Raw genomic sequence first — 24,253 nt, forward strand, 5'->3', positions numbered from 1 at the left:
ACAGGACCGTACGATCCGCCCCTCACCTCACAACGACGCCGCCGCGGAAGCGATCGCCGAGGCGAACGTGGACACCTCGCTGTAGACGCCGGGGGCGTTCGGCTGGGCGCAGCCTATGCCCCAGCTGACGATGCCGACCTGCACCCACGCGTTCGCCGAGTCGCGGCGGAACATCGGGCCACCGGAGTCCCCCTGGCAGGTGTCGACCCCGCCGGCCGCGTACCCGGCGCAGATCTCCTCGTTCGCGATGAGCCCGCTGTACCCGCTGTACGAACGGCAGGTGGCGTCGCTGACGAACGGCACGGTCGCCTTCAGCAGATAACGCTGCTGGGCACCGCCCTGCCTGGCCGCGCCCCAGCCCGCGACGGTGAAGGTGCCGGTGTTGTACTGCGTGGTCGTGGCGATCTTCAGCGTCGGCAGGTTGATGGGCTGGGCGAGCTTGATGAGCGCCCAGTCCTTGCCGTCGCCGTTGTAGCCGGGCGCCTGGTAGACGTACGTCGACCTGACCTGCACGCGTCCGGTGCTGGACTGGAGGTCCACGACGCCGGCGGTCGCGGTGATGCTGGTGTTGGCGCCGGTGCCGTTCACGCAGTGGGCGGCGGTGAGCACGATCTGCTGGGTGTACAGCGCTCCGCCGCACCCCATGGACAGGCGCACCATGAACGGGAACTCGCCCTGCGCGGCACGGGTTCCGCCGACGACGGGCGCGGGTGCGGCCTGTGCGGCCGACACGGGCTGGAGGCTGGCGATCGCGAGCGCGGCGGCTCCGACCGCCAGACATCTCTTGAGGGCCGTGAGGAGTTTCTTCAAGGTGACGCCTCTTCCAGGTGGGGGTGGCCTTGACGGGCGCATGCCAAATTGGACAGCAAAAGAAACGCCCAAGTTCTGACATGGGCCGGTCAAATCTGTAGATGGATTATGGGAATCCTGTGAACTGGCGCACAAGGGGCGCGATTCAGCCAAGCGTCTCCGCCACCCGGAACGTCGCGGACGGCGACACGGCAGGCGGAACCGGCCGTCCGGGCAGCGGAGATGACGGAGCGTCGAAGCGGCGTCACGCACCGCCGCCGGAGAGTTGGCGGCTGGAGTCCGGACGCCTCGGGACCGGCCACGGAGGCAGGCTGACCGGCCGCGTGGAGGCAGAGGCACCGGTTCTCGACGTGCACCGGAACCAGCCCGCGAGGACCAGCGGCAGGACGAGATAGCCGAAGCGGGTCGCCGGGATCAGACAGATGGCGAGCCCCAGTCCCACCGCCAGCCGGTCCGCCGCCGCACGAACGGTACGGGGCGGCCGTATCAGCAAGGAGACCGTCACCCCCAGGGCGGCGGCCACCAGCCCCGCCGTCGCGAGAGCGGCACCGCCCGGCACGTGCGCGGCCAGCAGGTGGCCCGGCAGCGGACTGGTGGCGGGCGAGCGGACGCCGCCCTCACCGAGCGGGAAGAGCACCACGTGCTCGACGAAGGCGTGCGGGTCGGCGAGGGCGACGGGCACGACGGCCAGGGCCGCCACCGACAGCGCGGCCAGCGCCGCCCGCAGTGCCGTGCGGCGGGCCGCCGTGACCGCGAGCAGGACAAGGCCCACCGGCAGCAGCGGCCACGCCGTCCACTTCAGCGCGGCCGCAGCGCCCATGGCCACGCCGGCCGCCGTTCCCGAGCCGCCCCGGCCCGCCAGCGCCAGGCTCAGGCACATCAGCCCGACCACCGGCAGATCCACCCCGCCGACCGCCAGCGGCAGTGCCACCGCGGGGAACGCGGCGAGCAGCGCCACCGCGCTCACCGACGCCGGGCCGCGGCCGTCGGCGAGTCGCCCCCCGGTGGGTCGCCCCCCGGCGGGACGGCGCACGGCGGGTCGGCGCGCGGTGAAGAACATGCAGGCCAGGAAGGTGAGGCAGAACCAGACGCGGGCGTCGCTGAGCGGGCCGTCGCCGAAGAGAGCGCGCGGGAGCCCGAAGAGCGCCATGCCGGGCAGATACGGGTCGTAGTCCACGGTGTGGGCCGGGTGCGGCAGATAGGGGCTGCCGGTGTGCAGCAGCAGAGCCCCCGAGCGCTCGACGACACCGACCTCCGACTGGGCCGCCCCGGAGACGACGAGCACCACCAGCGGCACCAGGACCGCTCCGAGCACCGCGGCCCACGTCCCGGCCCGGTGCCAGGCGCGCGAGTCCCGCCGGGCTCCGGCGAGCAGCGCCGCCGTGCCGTAGCCGACCGCCGCGCAGCCGCCCCAGACCCGGTGCGGGCCGAGTCCCGTCGTCGTCGCCAGCGTCAGCGCGAATCCCGCGCACCCGAGCCAGTAGGCCCAGGCGCGGCGCGCGAGGACGGAGCGCCGTTCGGGGAGCGCGGGCGGGGAGGCCTGCCCGAGGTGTCCCACCCCCGTGAGGACACCTCGGGCAGTGCGGGAGGCCGGCGTCGCCGTCCCCTTCATCATGGTCATGTTGTCTCTCGTGGCCTCTGTGCGCAGGGACCGCACGGCTGCGGTACGGCCCCTGTACGAGGCCCGTGACCACGAGTTCAGCGGCCCGCGGATTGTTAAGCAGCCACCGCACGCCACTGTGAACAAAACAAAGTGCCTGGTCGCGGGCGCTGCGGAACCTTGCGAGGGGCCCGGAGGGTTCCTTAGGGTGGCGGCGGCGAACAGGCGTCGACGTCGCGGGGGCGTGGGCGGACACGGGGGAGACGAGCGCGCATGGGCCGTCGGGAGACCCCGGTCGATCCGGCCGCGGGACCGGTGCCGAGGTTCGCCTTCGCACTGCGCAAGCTCCGCCAGGAGGCCGGCGGCCCCACGTACCGCGAACTCGCCCGCCGGGCCCACTTCTCCGTGACCGCGCTCTCCCAGGCCGCGGCCGGCGAACAACTGCCCTCGCTCCAGGTGACCCTGGCCTACGTCACGGCCTGCGGTGGCGACGCGGGGGAGTGGGAGCGCCGCTGGAAGGAGGCCGAGCGCGAGGTCCGCGAGGCGGCCGCCGGCGAGGACGACGACACGGAGCCGCCCTACCAGGGCCTCGCTCGTTTCGAACCGGACGACCACGACCGGTACTTCGGCCGCGAGCGACTGGTCACGGCGCTGCGGCAGCTGGTCCGCGACCGGCGTTTCACCGCCGTCTTCGGCCCCTCCGGCAGCGGCAAGTCCTCGCTCCTGCGGGCCGGACTGATCCCTGCCCTGCGCGCCGAGCGCGAGCTGGCCGCGATCCGCGTCCTCACCCCGGGCGCGCACCCGGCCCGCACCCACGCCGGTGCCCTGCGCCCTGCGGGGAAGGGAGACACCCTGGTCGTCGTCGACCAGTTCGAGGAGGTCTTCACCCTCTGCCGGGACCCGGACGATCGCCGCGCCTTCCTCGACCTCCTGCTCGCCGCCCGGCAGGAGGAGAGCGGGCTGCGGGTCGTCATCGCTGTCCGGGCGGACTTCTACGGCCGCTGCGCCGAACACCGTGGCCTGGCGGACGCGTTGGGGGAGTCCGGCCTGCTGGTCGGCCCCATGGACCCGGCCGAGCTGCGCGAAGTGATCGTCAAACCCGCCCAGAGCGCCGGACACATCGTCGAACGGGCCCTGACCGCCCGCCTGGTCGAGGAGATCGCCGACGAACCCGGCGGTCTGCCGCTGCTGTCGCACGTCCTGCGCGAGACCTGGCGCCGCCGCCGCGGCCGGGCGCTCACCGAGGAGGCGTACGAGGCCGCGGGCGGGGTCCACGGGGCCATCGCCCAGAGCGCCGAGGAGGTGTGGGCCGACCTCTCCCCCGAACACGCGGAACTCGCCCGACTGGTCCTTCTCCGCCTCATCACCCCCGGCGAGGGCTCCCAGGACACCCGCCGTCCCGTCGACCGCGCCGAACTGGACTTCACGGGTCCGTGGGGTGGGGACGGGGCCGGCCCTGGTGCGCTGGGTTCGGCGGGCGGAGACGGGGCGACGCCTGGTGCGGTGGGTTCGGAAGGCGACGGCGCGCCCTCCGACGCCGTCGCCCCACGGACCACCACACCCCCCGCCCCCGACGTCTCCCTCGTCCTGGACCGCCTCGCGCGGGCCCGGCTCGTGACGCTCGACCACGGCACCGTCGACCTCGCCCACGAGGCGCTGATCACCGCCTGGCCCCGGCTGTCGGGCTGGATCGAGCAGGAGCGCGAACAGCTGCGGGTGCACCGGCGGTTGACCGAGGCCGCTCGCACCTGGGACGACCTCGGCCGTGACCCGGGCGCCCTGTACCGCGGCACTCGGCTGGCCACGGCGGAGGAGCAGCTGGCCGGAGCCTCGCTCACCCCGTCGGAGCGGGCGTTCCTGACGGCGAGCGGTGCCGCCCGGCGGGGCGAGCGCCGCAGGCGCCGCGGGCTCGTCGGTGCCCTCGCCACGCTCCTCGTGCTCGCCCTCGTCGCCGGCGCCGTCGCCTGGCAGCAGAGCCGCACCAGCGACCGCCGCCAGGTGGAGGCCGAGGCCCGCCGCGTCGCCGCCGTCGCCGACGGCATGCGGTTCTCCGACCCGCGCACGGCGATGCGGCTCAGCGTGGCCGCGGCGCGGCTGGCCGACACCACGGAGACCCGCTCGACGCTGATCGGGGCGATGGCCCAGCGGGACGAGGACGTCTTCGCGGTGCCGGGCGCGGACGCCGGTTTCGACGGCTCCGGCAACGACGTGAACCGGCTCACGGCGGACGGCAGGTCCGTGGTGTCCGTCACCGCGGACCGGGTCCGGATCCGGGACCTGCGCACGCACCGGCTCACGCTGTCCGCGCCGGGCCCCGGAAAGCTGATGGACGGTGTTCCGGCCGCCGTCGGCCCGGACGGCCGCACGCTCGCCCTGCTGGCGCAGGACCGGATCGAGCTGTGGGACGTGCAGACCGGGCGGGTCGCGAGGACGCTGCCCGGCGTGGACGCGATGCAGACCCCGTTCGCCTTCACCGGGCGGACTCTCGCCGCCGTCGACTGGGACGACGGCGGCGTACACGCCTGGGACCCCCGCAGCGGGCGCGAGACTTTGCGGATCCCCGAACCGGACGGCGGCGCGGAAGGCGTCGCCGCCAGCCCCGACGGCCGGTGGCTGGCCCTGTGCACGGGCGGCCGGCGAGTGGAGCTGTGGGATCTCGCGCGCCGACGGGAGGCGCCGGCGCCCTGGACGGCGAAGGCACGGCCCGCCGACTGCCGCGACCACGCTCTGGAGTTCACCCCGGACAGCCGCACGCTCACCGTCGTCACCGGTGACGGGATCCACGGGTGGGACCTGCGCACCGGGCGCCGGACACCGTCGTTCAAGGCCGACGGGCTGACCCAGGTGTGGCCGGGCGGGGACGGCACCTTTCTCGTGGGCACCGGACCACATCGGCTCGTGGTGTGGCGGGCGGCCCACCCGCAGGTGCCCGTGCTGAGCCGGCGGATCGTCGCGGACGAATGGGAGGACGTCGCCCACGACCGACGAGCGGGCGTGGTGCGCTATCTCGGGGGCTCCGGGACCGTCGTCCGCTCACTGGCCCTCGGCGCCGCCGCGACGGCCCGCCCGCAGGGGCCCCCGGCGTACCGCGCGGAACTCTCCGACGACGGCCGCGTCCTGGCCCGTTCCGTGGAGACGGGCGGCAAGCGGCGTGTGCAGGTGCTGGACACCCGGCGGGGGCGGGTGGTCTTCGAGCCGTCGGCGCAGTCGTGTCCCGGGACGGAGTCCTGCACCGAACTCATGGCGCTCAGCGGCGACGGCAGGTACCTGGCGACCGGCGGCGCACCGCACGACCCGGAGGAGAGGACGGCACCGGACCCGACCCGGATCACCGTGTGGGACCTCAGGACTCGTCGCGTCCACGCCACCGTGGCCGTCGACGCCGAGCCCGACGGGTCCCTCGCGGTCGACGGCCTCGCCCTCGACACCCACGCCCGCACCCTGCTGGTGTACCGGTCCATGGAACGGCCCGCCGTAGAGGTGTGGGACGTGCGGCGGGAGAAGCGGGTCAGGACGGTCCGCAGTGTGCGTCCCGACGGTGTCGTCACCTGGAGCTCGCAGGGGGTGGGCCTCGACGTCCGGTCCGACGGGGCCCGCCTGGTGACCCAGGAGGGCCTGGTCGCCGACCTGCGGGCCGGACGCATGGAGCCGCGTGTGCTCGGCGAGGACCTGATCACGACCGCGGCCTTCGCACCCGACGGCACCCGGCTGGCGGTGGGCGACGTCCTCGGCCGGGTCACGCTCTGGGACGGGGCCGCGCGAGCGCGTCTCGGCGTGCTGGACGGCACCACGTCCGATCCGACGACGGACGCCACCGGCGCGGTGACCGCGCTCGCCTACTCGCCCGACGGACGTACGCTCGCCGTCGCCGGCTCGGCCGGCAGTCTGCAGCTGTGGGACCTGGCGTCCCAACGGCTCCTGGGGACCACCCTGCCCACCGCGGGCGACGAGATACGCGCCCTCGCGTTCGGCGCCGACGGCACGCTCCACGCCGCCGGGACCGACATCCCCGTCGTGCCGTACGACCTGGATCCGGGCCGTCTGATCAGCGAGGTATGCGAGCGCGCCGGCTCCGGTCTGTCCGAGTCCGTCTGGCGGACGTACCTCCCGGACCTTCCGTACCGGCGCACCTGCTGATTCGCGGCGACGGGGTCAGGCGTTCTTGATCGCGGAGATGTCGAAGCTCAGCTTGATCTTGTCGGAGATGAGGACGCCGCCGGTCTCCAGGGCCGCGTTCCAGGTCAGGCCCCACTCGGAGCGCTTGATCTCCGCCTTGCCCTCGAAGCCCACGCGCTCGTTGCCGAAGGGGTCCTTCGCGGCGCCGTTGAACTCGAGGTCGATGCTGAGCGGCCTGGTGGTGCCGAGGATCGTCAGGTCGCCGGTGATCCGGTAGTCCTCGTCGCCGAGCGCCTCCGCCTTGGTGGAGCGGAAGGTCATGGTCGGGAACTCCTCGATCTTGAAGAAGTCCGCGCTCTTGAGGTGCCCGTCACGGTCCGCCGACCCGGTGTCGATGCTGTCCATCTTGACGTCGATGGAGGCCGACGACGCGGAGGGGTCGCTGCCGTCGAGGTGCAGCGAGCCGCTGAAGTCGTCGAACTTGCCCTTGACGTTGGTGACCATGGCGTGCCGGACGGTGAAGCCGATCGTGGAGTGGGCCGCGTCGATGGTGTAGTCGCCGGTCAGTGCGGTCAGGTCGGTGTTCGTCATGAGAAAGCTCCTTGAAGTGAGGATGTTGAATCTTGAACCACTCAACGCGAACGACCGTAGACCTATTCCCTACGGGTTTCAACATCATCCGCGAAGTGTTGGCGGGATCGCCCCACGGTGGTACATGCCCCCGTATGAACCCGCAGCGCAGAGCTCCCGTGCGACCCACCCGCAGAGCCGTCTTACTCGCGGCGGCGCTCCTGGCCACCGCCGCCCCGCCGGTCCGCGCCGCCGCAGCCGACCCCTACGACACCCTCCGCCGACGCTGGCTCGACATCGCCCTGGGCACCGGATACGACCCGGCCTCGGAGCCGTACGCCTCCCGCCTCGCCGAGACCGGCGAACTCGCCAGGCTTTCGCGCCACCATGGCCCCGACCCCCACCTCCCTGTGGCCCGGCCATCCCTACGACCCCCCGGCCGGCATCACCCAGAGCTACAGCCGCCTGTGGACCATGACCCAGGCCCACGTGCAGCGGGGCACCGGCTCGACCGGCGACGAGACGCTCCTCGCGGACATCCTGCGCGGCCTCGACCACCTCTCCGCGACCGTCTACCACCCCGGGACCACCCGGTACGGCAACTGGTGGGAGTGGCAGATCGGCAGCCCCCGCCTCCTCATGGACATCACGGCCGCCCTCCACGACCACCTCGGCCCGGACCGCGTCACGGCGGCCTGCGCCGCCGTCGACCACTTCATCCCCGACGCGATGCTCACCGACTACTCCGGCACCTCCACCGGCGCCAACCGGGTCGACCTGTGCCGCTCCGTCGCCCTGCGCGGCATCCTCGGCAGGGCCCCCGACCGCATCGCCCTGGCCCGCGACGCCCTCTCGCCGGTCCTCCCGTACGTCACGAAGGGCGACGGCCTCCACGCCGACGGCTCCTTCGTCCAGCACACCTGGGTCGCGTACTCCGGGACCTACGGCCAGGTCATGCTCGACGGACTCGGCCGCCTCTTCGCCCTCCTCGCGGGCTCCGAGTGGGAGGTGACCGACCCGCAGCGGCAGAACGTCCTCGACAGCGTCGAGCACGCCTACGCCCCGCTGATCCACGACGGGCTGGTGATGGACAGCGTCAACGGCCGTGCCATCAGCCGCGGTCTCCTCAGGAGCGACGACCGCCGGGTGATGCGCAGCGACCACTTCCACGGCCAGGGCATCATCGCCGCCGTCGCGCTGCTCGCGGGCGGGGCGAGCGAACAGGAGCGGTCCCGCTGGCACGGCCTGGTGAAGGGCTGGATCGAGCGTGACACCGTCACCCCGATCCTGACCGCCCCCCAGTTCTCGGTGGCCGACCTGGCCCGGCTGCACGCGGTGGCCGCCTCGCCCGTCCCAGCCGCCCCCGAACCCGTCGGGCACAGGCTCTTCGCCGCCATGGACAGAGCCGTCCACCGCCGCCCCGGATTCGTCGCGAACATCGCCATGGCGAGCGACCGCATCGCCGCCTACGAATGCGGCAACGGCGAGAACCCGCGCGGCTGGCACACCGGCGCCGGAATGCTCTCCTGGTGGGCCGCCGACTCGGGCCAGTACACCGACTGGTACTGGCCCACCGTCGACTGGTACCGCCTCCCCGGGACGACCGTCTCCACCCGCCGCCTCCCCGACCGGGCCGGCGGCGAGTGGGGCGAGCCCAAGCCGGACGTCCGCTGGGTCGGCGGCACGACCGACGGCGAGTACGCGGCGATCGGCCAGCACCTCAAGGGGCTCGGGTCGACACTGCAGGCCCGCAAGTCGTGGTTCTGCGTCGACGACGCGGTGATCTGCCTCGGCGCGGGCATCACCTGCGCCGACGGCGTCCCGGTCGAGACGGTCGTCGACAACCGCAACCTGGGGGAGGGCGGTACGCAGGCCTTCGTACGGGGGCCGGGCTGGGCGCATCTGGAGGGACACGGAGGCTGGCTCGTCCCCGGCGGGCTGCACACCCTGCGCGAGGACCGCACCGGCGCCTGGTCCGACATCAACACCTCCGGTACGACCGAGCGGCGCACCCGGCGCTGGCAGACCCTCTGGCTCGACCACGGCACCGACCCGGTGGACGCCTCGTACGCCTATGTCCTGATGCCCGGAGCCTCCCGCCGTGCCGTCGACGCCCGGGCCGCCGACCGCCACTGGCTGTCGGTCCTCGCCAACGACAGCGCGTGCCAGGCGGTCCGGGTCGGCAGCCCGGGCCTGACCCTGGCGAACTTCTGGCGGGCCGGCACGGCGGGTCCGCTCACCGCGTCGGCGGGGGCGAGCGTGCTGGTCCGCCGCAGGGGTCGTACCGCTACGCTCTGCGTGGCCGAACCAACCCGTTCGGGCGAACCGCTGGAGATCGTCCTCAACCGCCCCGTGCGCTCGGTCGTACGCGCCGACGACACGGTCGAGGTACGCGCCACAGGCCGTCTGCTGCATCTGCGCGTCACTCCGGGGACGGCATGCGCCACGCACGGATGTGAGGTGGCTCTCACGCCCTGACTTTGTTCGACCCCTACAAGCGGCAGGCCCTCTGAGCAGTCGGAACGCCTGCATGCCTCCAGGGTTCTGTTCGGTCGCACCAGGAAAACGGGCCGGAGACTGTGAGGAGTCGACGGCTCGCTTTCCCCGCGGGGCTTCGTAAGGTCGCTACATGACCGTTTTGGATGAGGCGCCGGGTGAGTCGACGGGCGAGCCGACGGACGCGCGCGGGCGGGTGGCCGAACTGCACGGAATCCGTGCGGCGGCCCTGGCCGGCCCCAGCGAGAAGGCGACCGAGGCGCAGCACGCCAAGGGCAAGCTGACCGCACGGGAGCGCATCGAGCTGCTCCTCGACGCGGGTTCCTTCCAGGAGGTCGAGCAGCTGCGCCGGCACCGGGCGACCGGGTTCGGCCTGGAGGCCAAGAAGCCGTACACCGACGGTGTCATCACCGGCTGGGGCACGGTGGAGGGCCGCACGGTCTTCGTCTACGCCCACGACTTCCGCATCTTCGGCGGCGCGCTGGGCGAGGCCCACGCCACGAAGATCCACAAGATCATGGACATGGCCATCGCGGCCGGGGCGCCCCTGGTGTCGCTGAACGACGGCGCCGGCGCCCGCATCCAGGAGGGCGTCAGCGCCCTCGCCGGCTACGGCGGCATCTTCCAGCGCAACACCAGGGCCTCGGGCGTCATCCCGCAGATCTCGGTCATGCTCGGCCCCTGCGCCGGCGGCGCGGCCTACTCGCCCGCCCTGACCGACTTCGTCTTCATGGTCCGCGAGACGTCCCAGATGTTCATCACCGGACCGGACGTGGTCAAGGCGGTGACCGGCGAGGAGATCACCCAGAACGGCCTCGGCGGCGCGGACGTGCACGCCGAGACCTCCGGTGTCTGCCACTTCGCCTACGACGACGAGGAGACGTGCCTCGCCGAGGTGCGCTACCTGCTGTCGATGCTCCCGCAGAACAACCGGGAGAACCCGCCGCGCGTGGAGTCCTCGGACGCGGCGGACCGGCGCGGCGACACACTGCTCGACCTGGTGCCGGCGGACGGCAACCGGCCGTACGACATGGCCAAGGTCATCGAGGAGATCGTCGACGACGGCGACTACCTCGAGGTCCACGAGCGCTGGGCCCGCAACATCATCTGCGCGCTGGCCCGGCTGGACGGCCAGGTCGTCGGCATCGTGGCCAACCAGCCCTCCACGCTCGCCGGGGTCCTGGACATCGAGGCATCGGAAAAAGCTGCGCGCTTTGTCCAGATGTGTGACGCTTTCAACATTCCGATCGTCACCTTCCTGGACGTCCCCGGGTTCCTTCCGGGCGTCGACCAGGAGCACGGCGGCATCATCCGCCACGGCGCCAAGCTGCTGTACGCGTACTGCAACGCCACGGTGCCGAGGATCTCCCTGATCCTGCGCAAGGCCTACGGCGGTGCCTACATCGTCATGGACAGCCAGTCCATCGGCGCGGACCTCACCTACGCCTGGCCGACGAACGAGATCGCGGTGATGGGTGCCGAAGGTGCCGCCAACGTCATCTTCCGGCGCCAGATCGCCGAGGCCGAGGACCCCGAGGCCATGCGGGCCCGCATGGTCAAGGAGTACAAGTCCGAGCTCATGCACCCGTACTACGCGGCGGAGCGTGGCCTGGTGGACGACGTGATCGACCCGGCGGAGACCCGCGAGGTCCTGATCAGGTCCCTCGCGATGCTCCAGTCGAAGCACGCCGACCTGCCCTCCCGCAAGCACGGCAACCCTCCGCAGTAACCCGGCGGACCCTCCGCGACACCCTCGCGGAAACCTCTCTCACGGAGACTGTGACCTATGAGCACCCCTGACATCCGCGTCGAGAAGGGCCACGCCGAGCCCGAGGAAGTCGCCGCCATCACGGCGATCCTCCTGGCTCGCGCCGCAGCCCAGCCCTCCGAGACCCCGGCCCACCGAGGCCGCCCCAAGGCCGGCTGGCGCCGCCTGGAGCGCGAGGGCGGCTTCCGCGCCCCGCACAGCTGGCACTGAGCTGCGCTGCTTGAACGGCCCCGCTCTTCCCCTTGTGGGGAGAGCGGGGCCGTTGTCGTTTGCTCGCCCAGTTCCCCGCGCCCCTTCGGGGGCGCGGGGAACTGCGCGACAAGCCACTGGGCTGCCGCAGACGGCACTCAACCGTCCGAGGCAGCCCAGTAGCCGCAACAGAGACCCACTTACCGCAGACGAGCCATCAGCGCGTGCTCCACGAGCGTGATGAGCGCCGACTTCGCATCGGCCCGGTGCCGGGCGTCCGTCGTGATGATCGGAGTGTCCGGGCCGATCTGAAGGGCTTCCCGGACCTCGTCCGGGTTGTACGGCTGGTTGCCGTCGAACCCGTTCAGGGCGATCACGAAGGGGAGACCCGAGTTCTCGAAGTAGTCGACCGCGGGGAAGCAGTCGGCGAGACGGCGGGTGTCCACGAGGACGATCGCGCCGATGGCGCCGCGGACCAGGTCGTCCCACATGAACCAGAAGCGGTCCTGGCCCGGCGTACCGAAGAGGTACAGGATCAGGTCCTGGTCCAGGGTGATGCGGCCGAAGTCCATGGCGACCGTGGTGGTCGTCTTGTCCCCGGTGTGGGTGAGGTCGTCGATGCCGGCCGACGCGGACGTCATCACGGCCTCTGTGCGCAGCGGGTTGATCTCCGAAACGGCCCCGACGAACGTGGTCTTGCCCACGCCGAAGCCACCCGCCACCACGATCTTCGCCGAGGTGGTGGAGCGGGAAGGACCGCCGCTAGAGCTTGCGAAGTCCACTGAGCACCCTTTCGAGCAGTGTCACGTCTGGCTGGCCGCCGGCGTTCTCGTCGCCGCCGGGCTGATGGATGGCGACCAGGCCCGCCTCCGCCAAGTCGGCGACGAGGATCCTGGCCACGCCGAGAGGGATCGTCAGGAGCGCGGAGATTTCCGCCACCGACTTGATTTCCCGGCACAGGTTGCAGATCCGCTGATGCTCGGGCAACTGGCCCTGCATCTGGTGCGGCTGCGCGGTGGTGTGCACCAGCGCCTCGATGGCGAGCTGGTAGCGGGGGCGGGTGCGGCCGCCGGTCATGGCGTACGGACGCACCAAGGGGTTGTTCGACGACCCTGCGGGCGCCGGCTCAGAGCGTCGATGCGGCTGCACGGGCTGGATGCGCGGGGCCGGCGGCTGGTCGTACGGCGACGGACCGGGGCCCTGGGGGCCCTGGGGCGCGTACGGCTGCTGACGCCGCTGGCTCGGTGCGGAGGGGAAGTTGTAGCGGTTCGGGTTCTGGGAACCGTCGTTCTGGCCCTGGCCAGGACCGTACGACCAATTGCCAGATGAACCACCTGGGGGTGTTGCCACTTTCTCTCCTCCTCCGACTGTGCCGGGCACCCATCACGCTGTGTGGAGCCGCGTCCCGAAACCTTACGGCCCCGGGACGCCAAAACGCACCGTCTGTCTGTCAGTTGAGCAGGCTGCCCTGGAGCTCGGCACGCAGATCGGGCGTCAGGACCGTACCGGCACGGTCCACCAGAAGAGCCATCTCGTACCCGATGAGACCGATGTCCGCCTCCGGGTGTGCGAGAACCGCGAGCGAGGAACCGTCGGAGATGGACATGATGAACAGGAATCCCCGCTCCATCTCCACAACGGTCTGGTTCACGCTGCCGCCCTCGAAGATGCGCGAGGCACCGGCGGTCAGCGAGGTCAGACCGGAGGCGACAGCCGCAAGCTGGTCGGCACGGTCGCGCGGAAAGCCTTCGGACATCGCCAGAAGGAGTCCGTCGGCGGAGACCACCACCGTGTGGGACACCCCCGGGGTGTTGTCCACGAAGTTGGTGATCAACCAGTTCAGGTTCTGCGCCGCCTGGCTCATCGGGCTCACACTAACGCTCCTGGTTGTAGGTGCTGTCAGAACCGAAGCCCTGACCGTTCGTTTCACTGCCTGCGCTGCGGCCCCGCTGGACACCGCGGCGCAGGTTGCTCAGCCTGCCCCGGACGTCCTCCGGAGCGCGGGAGACCGAAGGGCCTCCCTGGGGAGTGGATTCGGCGGCTCCCTCGACCAGGTTGGCCTTGGGCACCCGCCGCGGCAGACCGGAGGAGGTGACCCCGCCCGCCTTGGGCTTCCGGAGCTGGGAGGCCTGCTGCCACCGCGCGTCGTTGGCCGAACGCCAGATGTCGCCGCCGCCGTTGCTCTCCGGCGCTGAGGCCGGCGGCTCCTGGTTCGCGTGCCGCGTGCCGTTCGAGCCGTTCGCGCCGCTCCCGGTGGAGCCACGGCGGGGGAGCCCGGCGTCGGTCAGCTCGTGACCCACGGTGGCGGGGGCCGGCCCCGGACGTTCGAAGCCTACGCGGTCACGCTCACTCACGTCAGCGGCCTGCGCAGATTCCGCTTCCGGAGCGTACTGGTCCGGGTAGCCGTTGCGGTAACCGTCCGACTGCGGCCAGTCATCCTGGTAGCGGCGCTCCTCGAAGCCCGAGTAGGTCTCCGGGGCGGCCGCGTGCACCGCGGCGGGCTCCTCCTGGACCGGCTCCGCATAGGAGGGCTCCGGGTAGCCGGCGCCCGTCGAGAACGTGTCGCTCTGCGGCAGGCCGCCGTTCTGGGCGAAGTACGGCTCCTCGTACGACGGGCGCTTCGGCTCCTCGTACGACGTCTGCCGCTGCTCCTCGTACGGCGCCTGCTGAGGCTCCTCGTACGACGTCTGCTGGTCGTAGGAGGCGGGCTGCTGCTCCGGGTAGCCGTTGCGGCTGTTGTCGTAGCCGGTCTGCTGGGCGCCGTGGGACGTGTCGAACCCGTCCCCGTACGACGCCTCAGGACCCTGCAGCGCGGGCGGCTGGTCCTGGCCCTGCGACTCCAGGGCCGCGCGGCGCTCCTCGCGCATCAGGGAGCGGCCGACCGGGTCCAGCTCGCGTATGTCGTCCGGGACCTCGGAGTAGCGGCTGTCGTCGAAGCCGAGTTCCGCGGCCGTACGCATGGGCAGACCGTTGTTGAAGTCCTCGCCCTGGTACTGCTGCTGCTCCGGCATGATCTGCGAGACGGTGAACTCGTCGCTGGCCGGCTGCTGCTCGCCGCCACCACCGTGGGTGATCGCGTCGGGCAGCATGACCAGCGAGGTCGTGCCGGCCTGCTCGCCCGAGGGGCGCAGCTGGACGCGGATGCCGTGCCGGTCGGACAGCCGGCCGACCACGAACAGGCCCATGCGCTGGGAGATCGCGGCGTCCACGGTCGGCGGGTTGGCCAGCTTGTGGTTGATGTCCGCGAAGTCCTCGGCGGTCAGGCCGATGCCCTTGTCGTGGATCTCGATCATGATGCGGCCGTCGGGGAGACGGGTCGCGGTGACGCGGACCTTGGTCTGCGGCGAGGAGAACGTGGTCGCGTTCTCCAGCAGCTCGGCGAGCAGGTGCACGAGGTCGGTGACCGCGCGGCCGTGGATCTCGGCCTCCGGGACGCCGGACAGCTCGATGCGCTCGTACTGCTCCACCTCGGAGGAGGCGGCGCGCAGCACGTCGACCAGCGGGACCGGCTGGTCCCAGCGGCGGCCGGGCTCCTCGCCGGCGAGGACCAGGAGGTTCTCGCCGTTGCGGCGCATACGGGTCGCGAGGTGGTCCAGACGGAAGAGGTTCTCCAGCTGGTCCGGGTCGGCCTCGTTGTTCTCCAGGTCGGTGATCAGGGTCAGCTGGCCCTCGATCAGCGACTGGTTGCGCCGGGACAGGTTGGTGAAGATCGCGTTGATGTTGCCCCGCAGCAGGGCCTGCTCGGAGGCGAGTCGTACGGCCTCGCGGTGGACCTGGTCGAAGGCGCGTGCGACCTCGCCGATCTCGTCCTTGGTGTTGATCGGGATCGGCGCGACCCGGGTGTCGACCCGGCCGGGGTCGGTGCGCGAGAGCTGGTCGACCAGCATCGGCAGGCGCTGCTCGGCGATGCCGAAGGCGGCGTTGCGCAGCTGGCGCATCGAGCGGGACATCTGGCGGGCGACCGCGCCGGCCAGGATGAACGCGAGGAGCAGGGCGACCACGACGGCGGCACCCACGATGAACGCGTCGCGCTTGGCCTCGTCGGCGATGCTCGCGGCCTCGTTCACCGCGGTGTCGGCCAGGTCGGTCTCGATCTGGCGGTAGGCGTTGTACTTGAGGGTGTTGACCGCCCACCAGTTCTCCGCCGTGATGCCGTCCTTGGCGAGCGACTCACGGGCGCTCTCGTCCATCGACGGCAGCTGGGCCAGGCTGGAGACCATGTCCACGGGGTTGGCCGGCGGCGGGACGTAGTTCGGGTTCTTGGCGGCGGCCTCCTTGGCGAGCGCCGCGCCCTCCGTCTGGATCTGCTTCTTCGCCGTGTCCAGCTTGGCCGCGTCGGCCTCGGTGCCACCGCCGACGTACTCCTCGACGGCGATGCCCTCCAGGTACGCGTACGAGGACAGGGCGACCTTCTGGCTGGCGAAGCTGCTCAGTCCCGGGCCGGGCTTGATCAGCAGGTGCATGCCGATGGAGCGCTGCAGCGACAGGGCCGCCTTGGTGAGCTCGATGGCGTAGACCGTACGGCCGTAGCTGGTGATGTTTCCGGTGCCGAGGCCCAGCTCGTTGGCGAACTCCGTCAGCGGGTGGGCGACCTGGGTGTAGCCCTCCTCGGTCTTCACACCGGTGAGCTTGGAGGAGGTGTAGGCGCCCGCGCGCAGCGTCTGGAGCGCTCCCTCGCCGTCCCGGAACAGCTTCAGGCGGCGCTCGAGGCCCGCCTTCTGCGGCATGTTCTGGGCGGCCTCGTCGAAGGCGTCGGCGGCCTGGTCGGTCTTCTTGCGGGCGGCGACGACCGTGGCGTTGTCCTGGCCCTGACCGCTCAGCAGCGGGGCGGCGGTGCTGTCGCGCTCGTTGTAGAGGGCGTCGGCGTAGCTCAGGGAGGCACGCACGAGGCGGGCGGTGTTCTCCGCGTCCTCGGCCTCGCGCCAGGTGTCGATCGAGCTCTTGACCTGGAAGCCGCCCATGACGAGGCCGACGATCACGGGTATGAGCAGGATCGCGTTCAGCCGGGTGGGCACCCGCCAGTTGCGCGGGGAGAACCGGCCACCGCCGGACGGCGGGGCTGCCGTCGGCTCCGGACCGGACACAGGGGCGGGCGCCGCTCCGCGCGGCGGCGGGGTGAAGTTGCCCCGGGCCGACGGCTCGGGACCGTTCTTGCTTCGCCTCACTCGACCAACAACCTCTCGGAGGGGTCGGCACCTACGTTGTGCCGCAGTCTCTCAGAGCCCAGTACGTCATCGACTAGTGAGTACGTCTTTGACTATTGGGCAGTTCAGGCATTCCAGCACGACGGCCTGCGCACCTCCAAACAGTGGTACGCACGGATTCCGAGTGATGTAAGCCCCAGATAAAACGGTCATAAAGAACGAGCCCCGTCAAAAGACGGGGCCGTTGTGAGCGCAGCGAGACCGGTTGGCAACCACGCGTGGCCGTACCACCCGATTCCTCTGCCGAAACGTTATGAACACCGGGGCCGACCGTGTCTAAGACCACAGCCGGCTCCGGGACAACTACGACAACTGCCGTATGGCGCTGTTGATTTGAGTGCTGGACGACATGCCTTCGGAGCGTTACCGCAGCCGCGCCATCAGGGCATGCTCGACCAGCGTGATCAGGGCACTCTTGGCGTCCGACCGGTGCCGGGCGTCCGTCGTGATGATCGGCGCGTCCGGCCCGATCTGCAGGGCCTCGCGCACCTCCTCGGGAGCGTACGGCTGGTGCCCGTCGAAGCCGTTCAGGGCCACGACGAACGGCAGACCGCTGTTCTCGAAGTAGTCGACCGCGGGGAAGCAGTCGGCGAGCCGGCGGGTGTCGACGAGGACCACCGCGCCGATGGCGCCGCGGACCAGGTCGTCCCACATGAACCAGAAGCGGTCCTGGCCCGGCGTACCGAAGAGGTACAGGATCAGGTCCTGGTCGAGCGTGATGCGGCCGAAGTCCATGGCGACCGTGGTGGTCGTCTTGTCCCCGGTGTGGGTGAGGTCGTCGATGCCCGCGCTCGCGGACGTCATCACGGCCTCCGTGCGCAGCGGGTTGATCTCGGAGACCGCGCCGACGAACGTGGTCTTGCCCACGCCGAAGCCACCCGCCACCACGATCTTCGCGGAGGTGGTGGTCCGCCCCGCGTCAGAGCTTGCGAAGTCCACTGAGCACCCTTTCGAGCAGCGTCACATCGGGAGCGCCGCCGTTGTTCTCGTCGCCGCCCGGCTGGTGGATGGCCACCAGGCCGGCCTCGGCGAGGTCCGCGACGAGGATCCGAGCCACACCGAGCGGCATGGCGAGCAGCGCCGAGACCTCGGCGACCGACTTCACCTCACGGCACAGGTGGCAGATGCGCTGGTGCTCGGGGAGGAGCCCCATGAGCGCCGCCGGGTCGGCCGTGGTGCTGATCAGGGCCTCGATGGCGAGCTGGTAGCGCGGCCGGGTCCGGCCGCCGGTCATCGCGTACGGACGTACCAGCGGCTGGTCGCCCTCATCCTCGTACGGCTCCGCGTACGGATCATGAGAGGCGGTGGGCGGGGTCATGAATCCTCCGGGCGGGACAGCAAGTCGGTCTGGCTAGCCGTCTGGTGAGGCCGGTGGGGGGATTGTGGCGGCCGGACGGTGGTTTGGTGAGACGGGTGGATCCGGTTCGGTCAGTGGAGCAGACTGCCTTGCAGCTCGGCTCGCAGATCGGGCGTGAGCACGGCGCCCGCGCGATCGACGAGCAGTGCCATCTCGTAGCCGACGAGGCCGATGTCGCATTCCGGGTGCGCGAGGACCGCGAGCGAGGAACCGTCCGAGACGGACATGAGGAAGAGGAACCCCCGCTCCATCTCCACCACGGTCTGTGCCACGCTGCCGCCCTCGAAGATCCGAGAGGCGCCCGCCGTCAGCGAGGTGAGTCCGGACGCGACGGCCGCCAGCTGGTCGGCACGGTCGCGCGGGAAACCCTCGGACATCGCCAGCAGAAGGCCGTCGGCGGACACGACGACGGTGTGGGACACCCCAGGGGTGTTGTCCACGAAGTTGGTGATCAACCAGTTCAGATTCTGTGCCGCCTGGCTCATCGGGCTCAACTAACGCTCCTGCTGGTGAGTGGGGTTCGGGAAGCTGCCCGTCTGGCCGTTGCCGCCGACCTGACGACCTTGCGCGATACCCCGACGGAGATTGGTCAGGCGACCGCGCACGTCGTCAGGCGCACGCGAGACAGCCGGACCGCTTTGGTGCTGTTGTTGCTGTGCCGTGCCCGGGACGAGGTTCGCCCTGGGCACCCGGCGCGGCAGACCGGAGGTGGTGACACCGCCCGCGGCCGGCTGCCGGACGCGCTCCGCCTGCCGGACGAGGTCGTCGTTCGGCGAACTGCGCCAGGCCGCGGAGGCCGTGGGCCGTTGCGGAGCGGCCGCGGAACTCTGTGGGGCCGCCGGAGCCTGCGGCCGCGGAGCCTGCGCCGGGGAGGAGCCGCTGCCGTTGGCCGGCTGCCCCTGTCCCTGCTGCTGGCTGCCGTGGAACCAGTTGGTCTCCAACGTGTCGTACAGCGGCGTACGGCCGTCTCCGGGACCCGCGGGCGGCAACGCCTCCGGCTCCTGGCGGACCGGCCGCTGCTGGGGCCGCGGCGGCATGGGCGGCCGCGGGGCACCGAAGTCGGCGCCGTTGGTCTGGGGGCGCTCGAACTGGCCCGTGTTCGCGGGGTCCTGGCGACCCGGGAGCGAGTGCTGCCCGGTGGAGCCGCTGTCGTAACCCGGCATCGCGAACTGGCCCGTCGAGCCGTTGTCGTACGCCTGCGGAGTCGCGAACTGTCCGGTCTGCGAGGCGCCGTTCTGCCCGGGCGGGGTGCCGAAGACGTCCGAGCGGACGTACGGGTCGTTCGCGCCGGGGCGGGGGAACTCGCCCGTGTCCTGGGGGCTCTGCGCACCCGGACGCGGGAACTGACCGGTGTTCTGCGGACCGTTCGCACCCGGCCTCGGGAACTGGCCGGTGTTCTGCGGGACGTCGAAGTCCGGACGGGGGAACTCGGAGGTGCTCGCCGGACCCTGGTGCTCCTCGATCCGCGGCATGCGGGACGTGGCGGCCGGGTCCTGCTCGTCGTGGCCGCGCGGGACGTCGAGCGAGGCGCGCGGCACCGGCGGCTGCGCGTTCTCGTCGCTCCAGCTCGGGGTGCGGGGCTGCTGGTTGCCGCCCGGCAGCTCGGCCCGCGGACCACCGCGGCCCGGCAGCTGCGGCCGACGGCGCCGGCCCTGCTCGGGGGCCTGGCCGCCCTTCGGGGCCTGCGACTGCGGGGGTACGGGGCCCCGGGAACCGAAGGCGTCCTGGCCTCCGCCGAACGAGTTCTGGCCGCCGAAGGCGTCCTGACCGTTGAAGGCGTCCTGGCCCGGCCCACCGGTGCCCGCGGCCTGGAGGCCCTGCGGGGCACCCGGGGCCTGGCCGCCGAAGCCGGCGCCCGCCGGAGCGGGCCGGCCCTGCGGGGGCATACCGGGACCCTGCGGTCCGCGCGAGCCGCCCGGCGCACCGGGACGACCGCCCTCACCGCTGCCGGGCAGTGCGGCCCGCGGTCCCTGACCGGCGTTGAGCCGGCCACCCGAGGGGGCACCGGCACCGAGCGCGCCGCCGCCCTGGCCGTTGCCGCCGCCACGACGGGCCGCGGCCACACCGGCGGCGGCCTGCGCGGCGGCCGGAGCGGCGGGAGCGCCCTGACCGGGCTTCGGCTGGGGCTTCTTGCCGCCCTGGGCCACATCCACCGGCAGCATGACCAGCGCGGTCGTGCCACCGGAGTCGGACGGGCGCAGCTGGATGCGGATGCCGTGGCGCTGCGACAGTCGGCCGACCACGAACAGACCCATGCGGCGGGAGACGGAGACGTCCACGGTGGGCGGCGAGGCGAGCCGCTCGTTGATCGCCGCGAGGTCCTCGGGGGAGAGGCCGATACCGGTGTCGTGGATCTCGATCAGCACACGGCCGTCGGGCAGCGCGTGACCGGTGACCTTGACCTTGGTCTGCGGCGAGGAGAAGGAGGTCGCGTTCTCGAGCAGCTCTGCGAGCAGGTGCACGAGGTCGTTGACCACACGGCCGGCCACTTCGGTGGTCGGCACGGCGGCCAGCTCGATGCGCTCGTACTGCTCCACCTCGGACGCGGCGGCGCGGAGCACGTCGACCAGCGGGACCGGACGGGTCCAGCGGCGGCCGGGCTCCTCACCCGCGAGGACGAGGAGGTTCTCACCGTTACGGCGCATGCGGGTCGCGAGGTGGTCGAGCTTGAACAGCGAGGACAGCTGGTCCGGGTCGGCCTCGCGGGACTCCAGTTCGGAGATGAGCGAGAGCTGACGCTGGATGAGGCCCTGGGAGCGGCGCGAGAGGTTGGTGAACATCGCGTTGACGTTGCCCCGCAGCAGGGCCTGCTCGGCGGCGAGGCGGACCGCCTCGCGGTGCACGTCGTCGAAGGCCGCGGCCACCCGGCCGATCTCGTCCCGGGAGTGCACACCGACCGACTCCACGGACGTGTCGACGTCCTGCGGGTCGGACTCGGAGAGCTGCTTGACCAGCTCGGGCAGCCGGTCCTGGGCGACCTTGGTGGCGGTCTCCTGCAGGCGGCGCAGCGAGCGGATCATGGACCGGGCGACGACGAAGGCGCCGACCAGGGAGACACCGAGGACGAGCAGGATCAGCGCACCGGCGATGATCGCGTCGCGCTCGGTGGCGCTGCGCAGCTCGCGGGCCTTCTGCTCCATGTCCTCGAGCAGGGTGTGCTCGATGTTGCCCATCTGCTGGATCTTGGTCGAGCTGTCGTCGACCCAGTCCTTGTAGGAGCGCCGGTCCAGGTCGGCGAGGCCCTCCGGGCGGCCGAAGGCACGGCCGGCGTACTGCTCGGAGGCCTCGATCGTGGAGTTGCCGTCCTCGATGGGCTTGAGGAGTTCCTCGGCGCCGTCGTCGCCGTAGATGCTCCGGAAGCTGTTGAGGTCGGACTCCTCGCTCTCCAGGGCGCCCTGGGCGTACAGCCGGTCGTTCTCGGTGAGGTTGCCGAGGGTCTTGTTGTTGGCCGGCAGGGCCGCGGCGAGGATCGCGCGCTGGACGGAGGCGTATTCCTTGGCGGAGGAGAAGGCCGCCAGGGCACGCGTGCGCTGGATCATGTCCGGGTTGCTGGTGGCCTCCGCCATGTCCTGGGAGAGGTCCAGCAGGTGGGTGATCAGCCGGTGGTACGACTCCACCGTCTGGGTGGCGTTGCCCTTGGTCTCGTAGGCGTCGCTGCGGATCTTGCTGAGCGTGTCCAGGTCGCGGACGAGGCCGACGAGGCTGTCGCGGACGCCCTGGAGGTTGCCGTCCTTGCTGGAGGTGTCGATGTCCTCGGCGGCGTTGACGAAGTTGGTCGCGGCCCGGTCCGTCTTGTCCCGGTAGCCCTTGACCGTGATGTTGCTCGCCGTGGAGTTGTGCGCCAGCGGACCCGCCGACTGGTCGCGCTCCTCCTGGAGGGCTGCGGCCAGCTCGGTGGCCTGCTTGGTCATCTCCGTCAGCAGCTTCATGTTGTCGAGCTGCTGGATGTCGTCCATGGAGTCGTTGATACGCAGCGCGCCCAGCGAGGTGGCCGCCACCACGGGGAGGGCGAGCAGCGACACCAGGCGCGTGGAGATGCGCCAGTTGCGCAGGGCCATCCGCGATCCCGGGCCGTTCGGGCCCTTCGGGGGCTTCACCGTCGGTGGGGCCGGGGCCGCCGGGCCCGAGGACGCCGACGTGCCGAGGCGGCCGGGGCCGGAACCGCCGTCGGCGGCCGGGCCCTGGTTCTGGGCGTGCTGCGGGGAGGAACTGCCGACATTGGGGCCAGTCCCGCCGTGCTGCTCCGGCTCGGCCGAAGCGCTGCCATCCCTCTTGAAACGTCCCTGCACTAGCGTCGCAACCTCTGGACCAGGCGCTCCTCCGCAGGACGGCGGAGCACGGTGTCGGCGTTGTGGGGAGCGCCCTGAATACGCACCCCGGGTGTTCGTGATTGACCGGCGCTGGCTCCCCCTTCTCACCGCCGCTCGGCGCTTCTGAGCGCCCCCTGTGCGCCGGTTCGATCCCGCGGCGGTCCGTGGAATTGCAGCACAGTGCAGGATCTCCAACAAGGTCCGTGGGTCAGACCGTGACCTACGTGACACCACGTGAGGGTCAGGTCACCGGGTGTGGGAAGCGTTTCTGGTGATTTCGGACAAAGGCCCGCGAGTCTCCCCGCGGGGGTGGGTGTCCCAGTCGCCATGATCAGGAGCGGAATGATGGCTTCAGGGAGTCAATGTCCGTTTCGTTGGGGTGAGTTGCGGCTCGCAATTGTCCGGTTTGACCGTAGCTCAGTGAGCAAACTCACACGCCGATCTTGAGGCCTCGTGACTTCCGAAGGGAATGGCGTGTTTAGCCTGACGCTTTACAAGAAGGCCGTATCTGCCCAACCCACCACATCCGAGGTCGAGTACAACCGTGAAGACGACGATGATGTTCCGCAACATTGCCAACCCGCGGCGCACGACGCTGGCGCACCTCGAGGGCGCCGACGCACTGCAGATCCCGGAGCGGCCGGAGCACCCGCTCGACCTCCCCGCCCAGACCGCGAACCCGCGGCGGACGGTTCTGATGGAGATCCCGGTCTCCGCGGCCGCGCAGTAGTCCCGCACGGCGCTCGACGAGGCTCCCCGGCCACCGGGGAGCCTTCTTCGTATCATGCGCCGGCGATGATCCGTCGGGCGGCGCTCAGCTTCTTCCGATGCAGCTCGCCCAGCTTGTTCAGCGCCTTGGTCTCCGTCTTGATCATCTCCTTCTGGATCGAGGACTCGGCGTCGAACCAGATCTTCAGAAGACCGGTCGCCTTTTTGCACGAGACGTCGGCCACCGCCGTCTTCTTCTCCTGCGCCGACACCTTTCCCCGAAGGAAGGAAGGCGTCTCCAGGGCCTGCATCGGTGAGCTGTAGTCATAGCCCTTCTGCTGCATGCAGGAGGACCATTTCTCGAAGACCGCCCGCACCTCGGGCACCTTCTGGGAATTCGCGAAGCTGTCCGTCGAGATACGGCTCGCCGCCTCGGCTCCGGAATTGTCCTCGTACGGCTTGCGGAAGCCCAGGATCGCCGACCCGAGGCAGCCCTGATCCGGAATTCTCTTTCCCCGGTACTGCAGCTCCGCGTTCTTCGTCGAATCGGCCGCGGGGGATGTCCTTCCGTACAGGACCTTGATCTGGTCCTTCGTGAGTTTCGCTTCCGGCGCGGCCGGCTGCGGCGGCATCCGGTATCCGTAGCGTGCCGCGCTGTCCGTGTCCGTTATCCCGTACCGGCGATCCGGCGCGATCGCCGGAGCCGCGTTCTTCGTGGGCCGGTAGGTGAGGCCGAAGTCCTTCATGCAGTCACGGGCCAGGATCTGCTCGGCCGACCGGATCAGCTCGTAATCGGCGTCGCTGTAGCTGTACACGGCGATCGGCAGCCGGAAGGTGTAGCTGTCCTGACCGGGCGGCGAAGGGCTCGGGCTTGCTTCCGGTGCCGCGGAGGAGGGGGCCGCGGAGGAGGAGGTCAAGGCGGCCGGGGAGCTCTGGGCCGAGGGCTCGTGCGAGGTGCAGCCGACCAGCAGCAGGACGGGCAGGAAGGGCAGGAGGGGCAGGACGGGGGTCGCCAAACGTCTCATGGGTCCAGAGGTCTCGAGTCCGGATGTCGCTCGCTCGCAAACAGCGGATCCCCGCGCAGGGCTCATCGCCCCGCGCGGGGTCCTCTGCTCTTCTCCTACA

The 24,253-nt window shown here is 71.2% G+C and carries 16 protein-coding genes and 1 pseudogene; 5 read left to right on the forward strand and 12 right to left on the reverse strand.

The window, feature by feature from the left end:
• Positions 1-27 precede the first annotated feature (27 nt).
• Both IOD14_RS08560 and IOD14_RS08565 read right to left on the reverse strand, forming a co-directional pair.
• Entirely contained in the window at positions 28-810 is a 783-nt protein-coding gene (locus IOD14_RS08560; protein ID WP_123991812.1) for a serine protease, read from the reverse strand.
• A gap of 244 nt (positions 811-1,054) precedes the next feature.
• On the reverse strand, positions 1,055-2,431 hold the full coding sequence (locus tag IOD14_RS08565) for a glycosyltransferase 87 family protein (protein WP_249125868.1): 1,377 nt from the start codon (positions 2,429-2,431) through the stop codon (positions 1,055-1,057).
• 252 nt (positions 2,432-2,683) lie between these two features.
• Between IOD14_RS08565 and IOD14_RS08570 the strand changes: the two genes are divergently transcribed.
• A complete protein-coding gene (locus tag IOD14_RS08570) occupies positions 2,684-6,547 on the forward strand; it encodes a DNA-binding protein (protein WP_212669990.1) in 3,864 nt (1,287 codons plus the stop codon).
• Between the two features lie 15 nt (positions 6,548-6,562).
• On the opposite strand, the gene IOD14_RS08575 is transcribed toward IOD14_RS08570, so the two are convergent.
• Positions 6,563-7,117 carry a YceI family protein gene (locus IOD14_RS08575; RefSeq protein WP_123991814.1) on the reverse strand — a complete coding sequence of 185 codons (555 nt, stop codon included), beginning with the start codon at positions 7,115-7,117 and terminating at the stop codon, positions 6,563-6,565.
• Between the two features lie 134 nt (positions 7,118-7,251).
• On the opposite strand from IOD14_RS08575, the pseudogene IOD14_RS08580 reads away from it, so the two are divergent.
• The 3 genes and pseudogenes from IOD14_RS08580 (at position 7,252) to IOD14_RS08590 (ending at position 11,570) form a co-directional block, all read left to right on the forward strand.
• Positions 7,252-9,574, forward strand: a pseudogene (locus IOD14_RS08580) (polysaccharide lyase 8 family protein).
• A gap of 151 nt (positions 9,575-9,725) precedes the next feature.
• A complete protein-coding gene (locus IOD14_RS08585) occupies positions 9,726-11,321 on the forward strand; it encodes an acyl-CoA carboxylase subunit beta (protein ID WP_123991816.1) in 1,596 nt (531 codons plus the stop codon).
• Positions 11,322-11,378: 57 nt separating this feature from the next.
• Positions 11,379-11,570 (forward strand): acyl-CoA carboxylase subunit epsilon, encoded by a 192-nt coding sequence (locus IOD14_RS08590; protein WP_020121024.1) that lies wholly within the window; start codon positions 11,379-11,381, stop codon positions 11,568-11,570.
• Positions 11,571-11,749: 179 nt separating this feature from the next.
• Here the strand turns inward: IOD14_RS08590 and IOD14_RS08595 are convergent, their stop codons facing one another.
• From IOD14_RS08595 to IOD14_RS08630, 8 genes are all read right to left on the reverse strand, one after another.
• Positions 11,750-12,331: an ATP/GTP-binding protein gene (locus IOD14_RS08595; RefSeq protein WP_026248371.1), complete on the reverse strand. Its 582-nt coding sequence runs from the start codon at positions 12,329-12,331 to the stop codon at positions 11,750-11,752.
• On the reverse strand, positions 12,312-12,899 hold the full coding sequence (locus IOD14_RS08600) for a DUF742 domain-containing protein (RefSeq protein WP_123991817.1): 588 nt from the start codon (positions 12,897-12,899) through the stop codon (positions 12,312-12,314). Before IOD14_RS08600 ends, IOD14_RS08595 begins: the two co-directional genes overlap by 20 nt.
• Positions 12,900-12,999: 100 nt before the next feature.
• Positions 13,000-13,413 (reverse strand): roadblock/LC7 domain-containing protein, encoded by a 414-nt coding sequence (locus IOD14_RS08605; protein WP_004983065.1) that lies wholly within the window; start codon positions 13,411-13,413, stop codon positions 13,000-13,002.
• Positions 13,414-13,423: 10 nt separating this feature from the next.
• Positions 13,424-16,714 carry a nitrate- and nitrite sensing domain-containing protein gene (locus IOD14_RS08610; RefSeq protein WP_123991818.1) on the reverse strand — a complete coding sequence of 1,097 codons (3,291 nt, stop codon included), beginning with the start codon at positions 16,712-16,714 and terminating at the stop codon, positions 13,424-13,426.
• 402 nt (positions 16,715-17,116) lie between these two features.
• Positions 17,117-17,692, reverse strand: coding sequence for an ATP/GTP-binding protein (locus IOD14_RS08615; RefSeq protein WP_123991819.1), 576 nt, complete (start codon positions 17,690-17,692; stop codon positions 17,117-17,119).
• The gene (locus IOD14_RS08620; RefSeq protein ID WP_003973454.1) at positions 17,673-18,071 is read right to left on the reverse strand and encodes a DUF742 domain-containing protein; all 399 of its coding nucleotides are present in this window, start codon (positions 18,069-18,071) and stop codon (positions 17,673-17,675) included. The genes IOD14_RS08615 and IOD14_RS08620 overlap by 20 nt, the downstream gene beginning before the upstream one ends.
• Positions 18,072-18,181: 110 nt before the next feature.
• Positions 18,182-18,595 carry a roadblock/LC7 domain-containing protein gene (locus IOD14_RS08625; protein WP_003993189.1) on the reverse strand — a complete coding sequence of 138 codons (414 nt, stop codon included), beginning with the start codon at positions 18,593-18,595 and terminating at the stop codon, positions 18,182-18,184.
• 9 nt (positions 18,596-18,604) lie between these two features.
• Entirely contained in the window at positions 18,605-22,399 is a 3,795-nt protein-coding gene (locus IOD14_RS08630; protein WP_123991820.1) for a nitrate- and nitrite sensing domain-containing protein, read from the reverse strand.
• Between the two features lie 565 nt (positions 22,400-22,964).
• Here IOD14_RS08630 and IOD14_RS08635 point away from each other — a divergent pair.
• The gene (locus IOD14_RS08635; RefSeq protein ID WP_123991821.1) at positions 22,965-23,150 is read left to right on the forward strand and encodes a hypothetical protein; all 186 of its coding nucleotides are present in this window, start codon (positions 22,965-22,967) and stop codon (positions 23,148-23,150) included.
• 52 nt (positions 23,151-23,202) lie between these two features.
• Here the strand turns inward: IOD14_RS08635 and IOD14_RS08640 are convergent, their stop codons facing one another.
• Positions 23,203-24,153, reverse strand: coding sequence for a hypothetical protein (locus IOD14_RS08640; protein ID WP_249125869.1), 951 nt, complete (start codon positions 24,151-24,153; stop codon positions 23,203-23,205).
• Between the last annotated feature and the right edge of the window lie 100 nt (positions 24,154-24,253).

The organism is Streptomyces sp. A2-16, assembly GCF_018128905.1.
In the GTDB taxonomy this organism is placed as follows: domain Bacteria; phylum Actinomycetota; class Actinomycetes; order Streptomycetales; family Streptomycetaceae; genus Streptomyces.

Bases quoted from the DNA above. Each gene is read 5' to 3' on its own strand.
- IOD14_RS08565 (WP_249125868.1), bottom strand. From the start codon at position 2,431: ATGACCATGATGAAGGGGACGGCGACGCCGGCCTCCCGCACTGCCCGA.
- IOD14_RS08570 (WP_212669990.1), top strand. From the start codon at position 2,684: ATGGGCCGTCGGGAGACCCCGGTCGATCCGGCCGCGGGACCGGTGCCG.
- IOD14_RS08575 (WP_123991814.1), bottom strand. From the start codon at position 7,117: ATGACGAACACCGACCTGACCGCACTGACCGGCGACTACACCATCGAC.
- IOD14_RS08585 (WP_123991816.1), top strand. From the start codon at position 9,726: ATGACCGTTTTGGATGAGGCGCCGGGTGAGTCGACGGGCGAGCCGACG.
- IOD14_RS08590 (WP_020121024.1), top strand. From the start codon at position 11,379: ATGAGCACCCCTGACATCCGCGTCGAGAAGGGCCACGCCGAGCCCGAG.
- IOD14_RS08605 (WP_004983065.1), bottom strand. From the start codon at position 13,413: ATGAGCCAGGCGGCGCAGAACCTGAACTGGTTGATCACCAACTTCGTG.
- IOD14_RS08620 (WP_003973454.1), bottom strand. From the start codon at position 18,071: ATGACCCCGCCCACCGCCTCTCATGATCCGTACGCGGAGCCGTACGAG.
- IOD14_RS08625 (WP_003993189.1), bottom strand. From the start codon at position 18,595: ATGAGCCAGGCGGCACAGAATCTGAACTGGTTGATCACCAACTTCGTG.
- IOD14_RS08640 (WP_249125869.1), bottom strand. From the start codon at position 24,153: ATGAGACGTTTGGCGACCCCCGTCCTGCCCCTCCTGCCCTTCCTGCCC.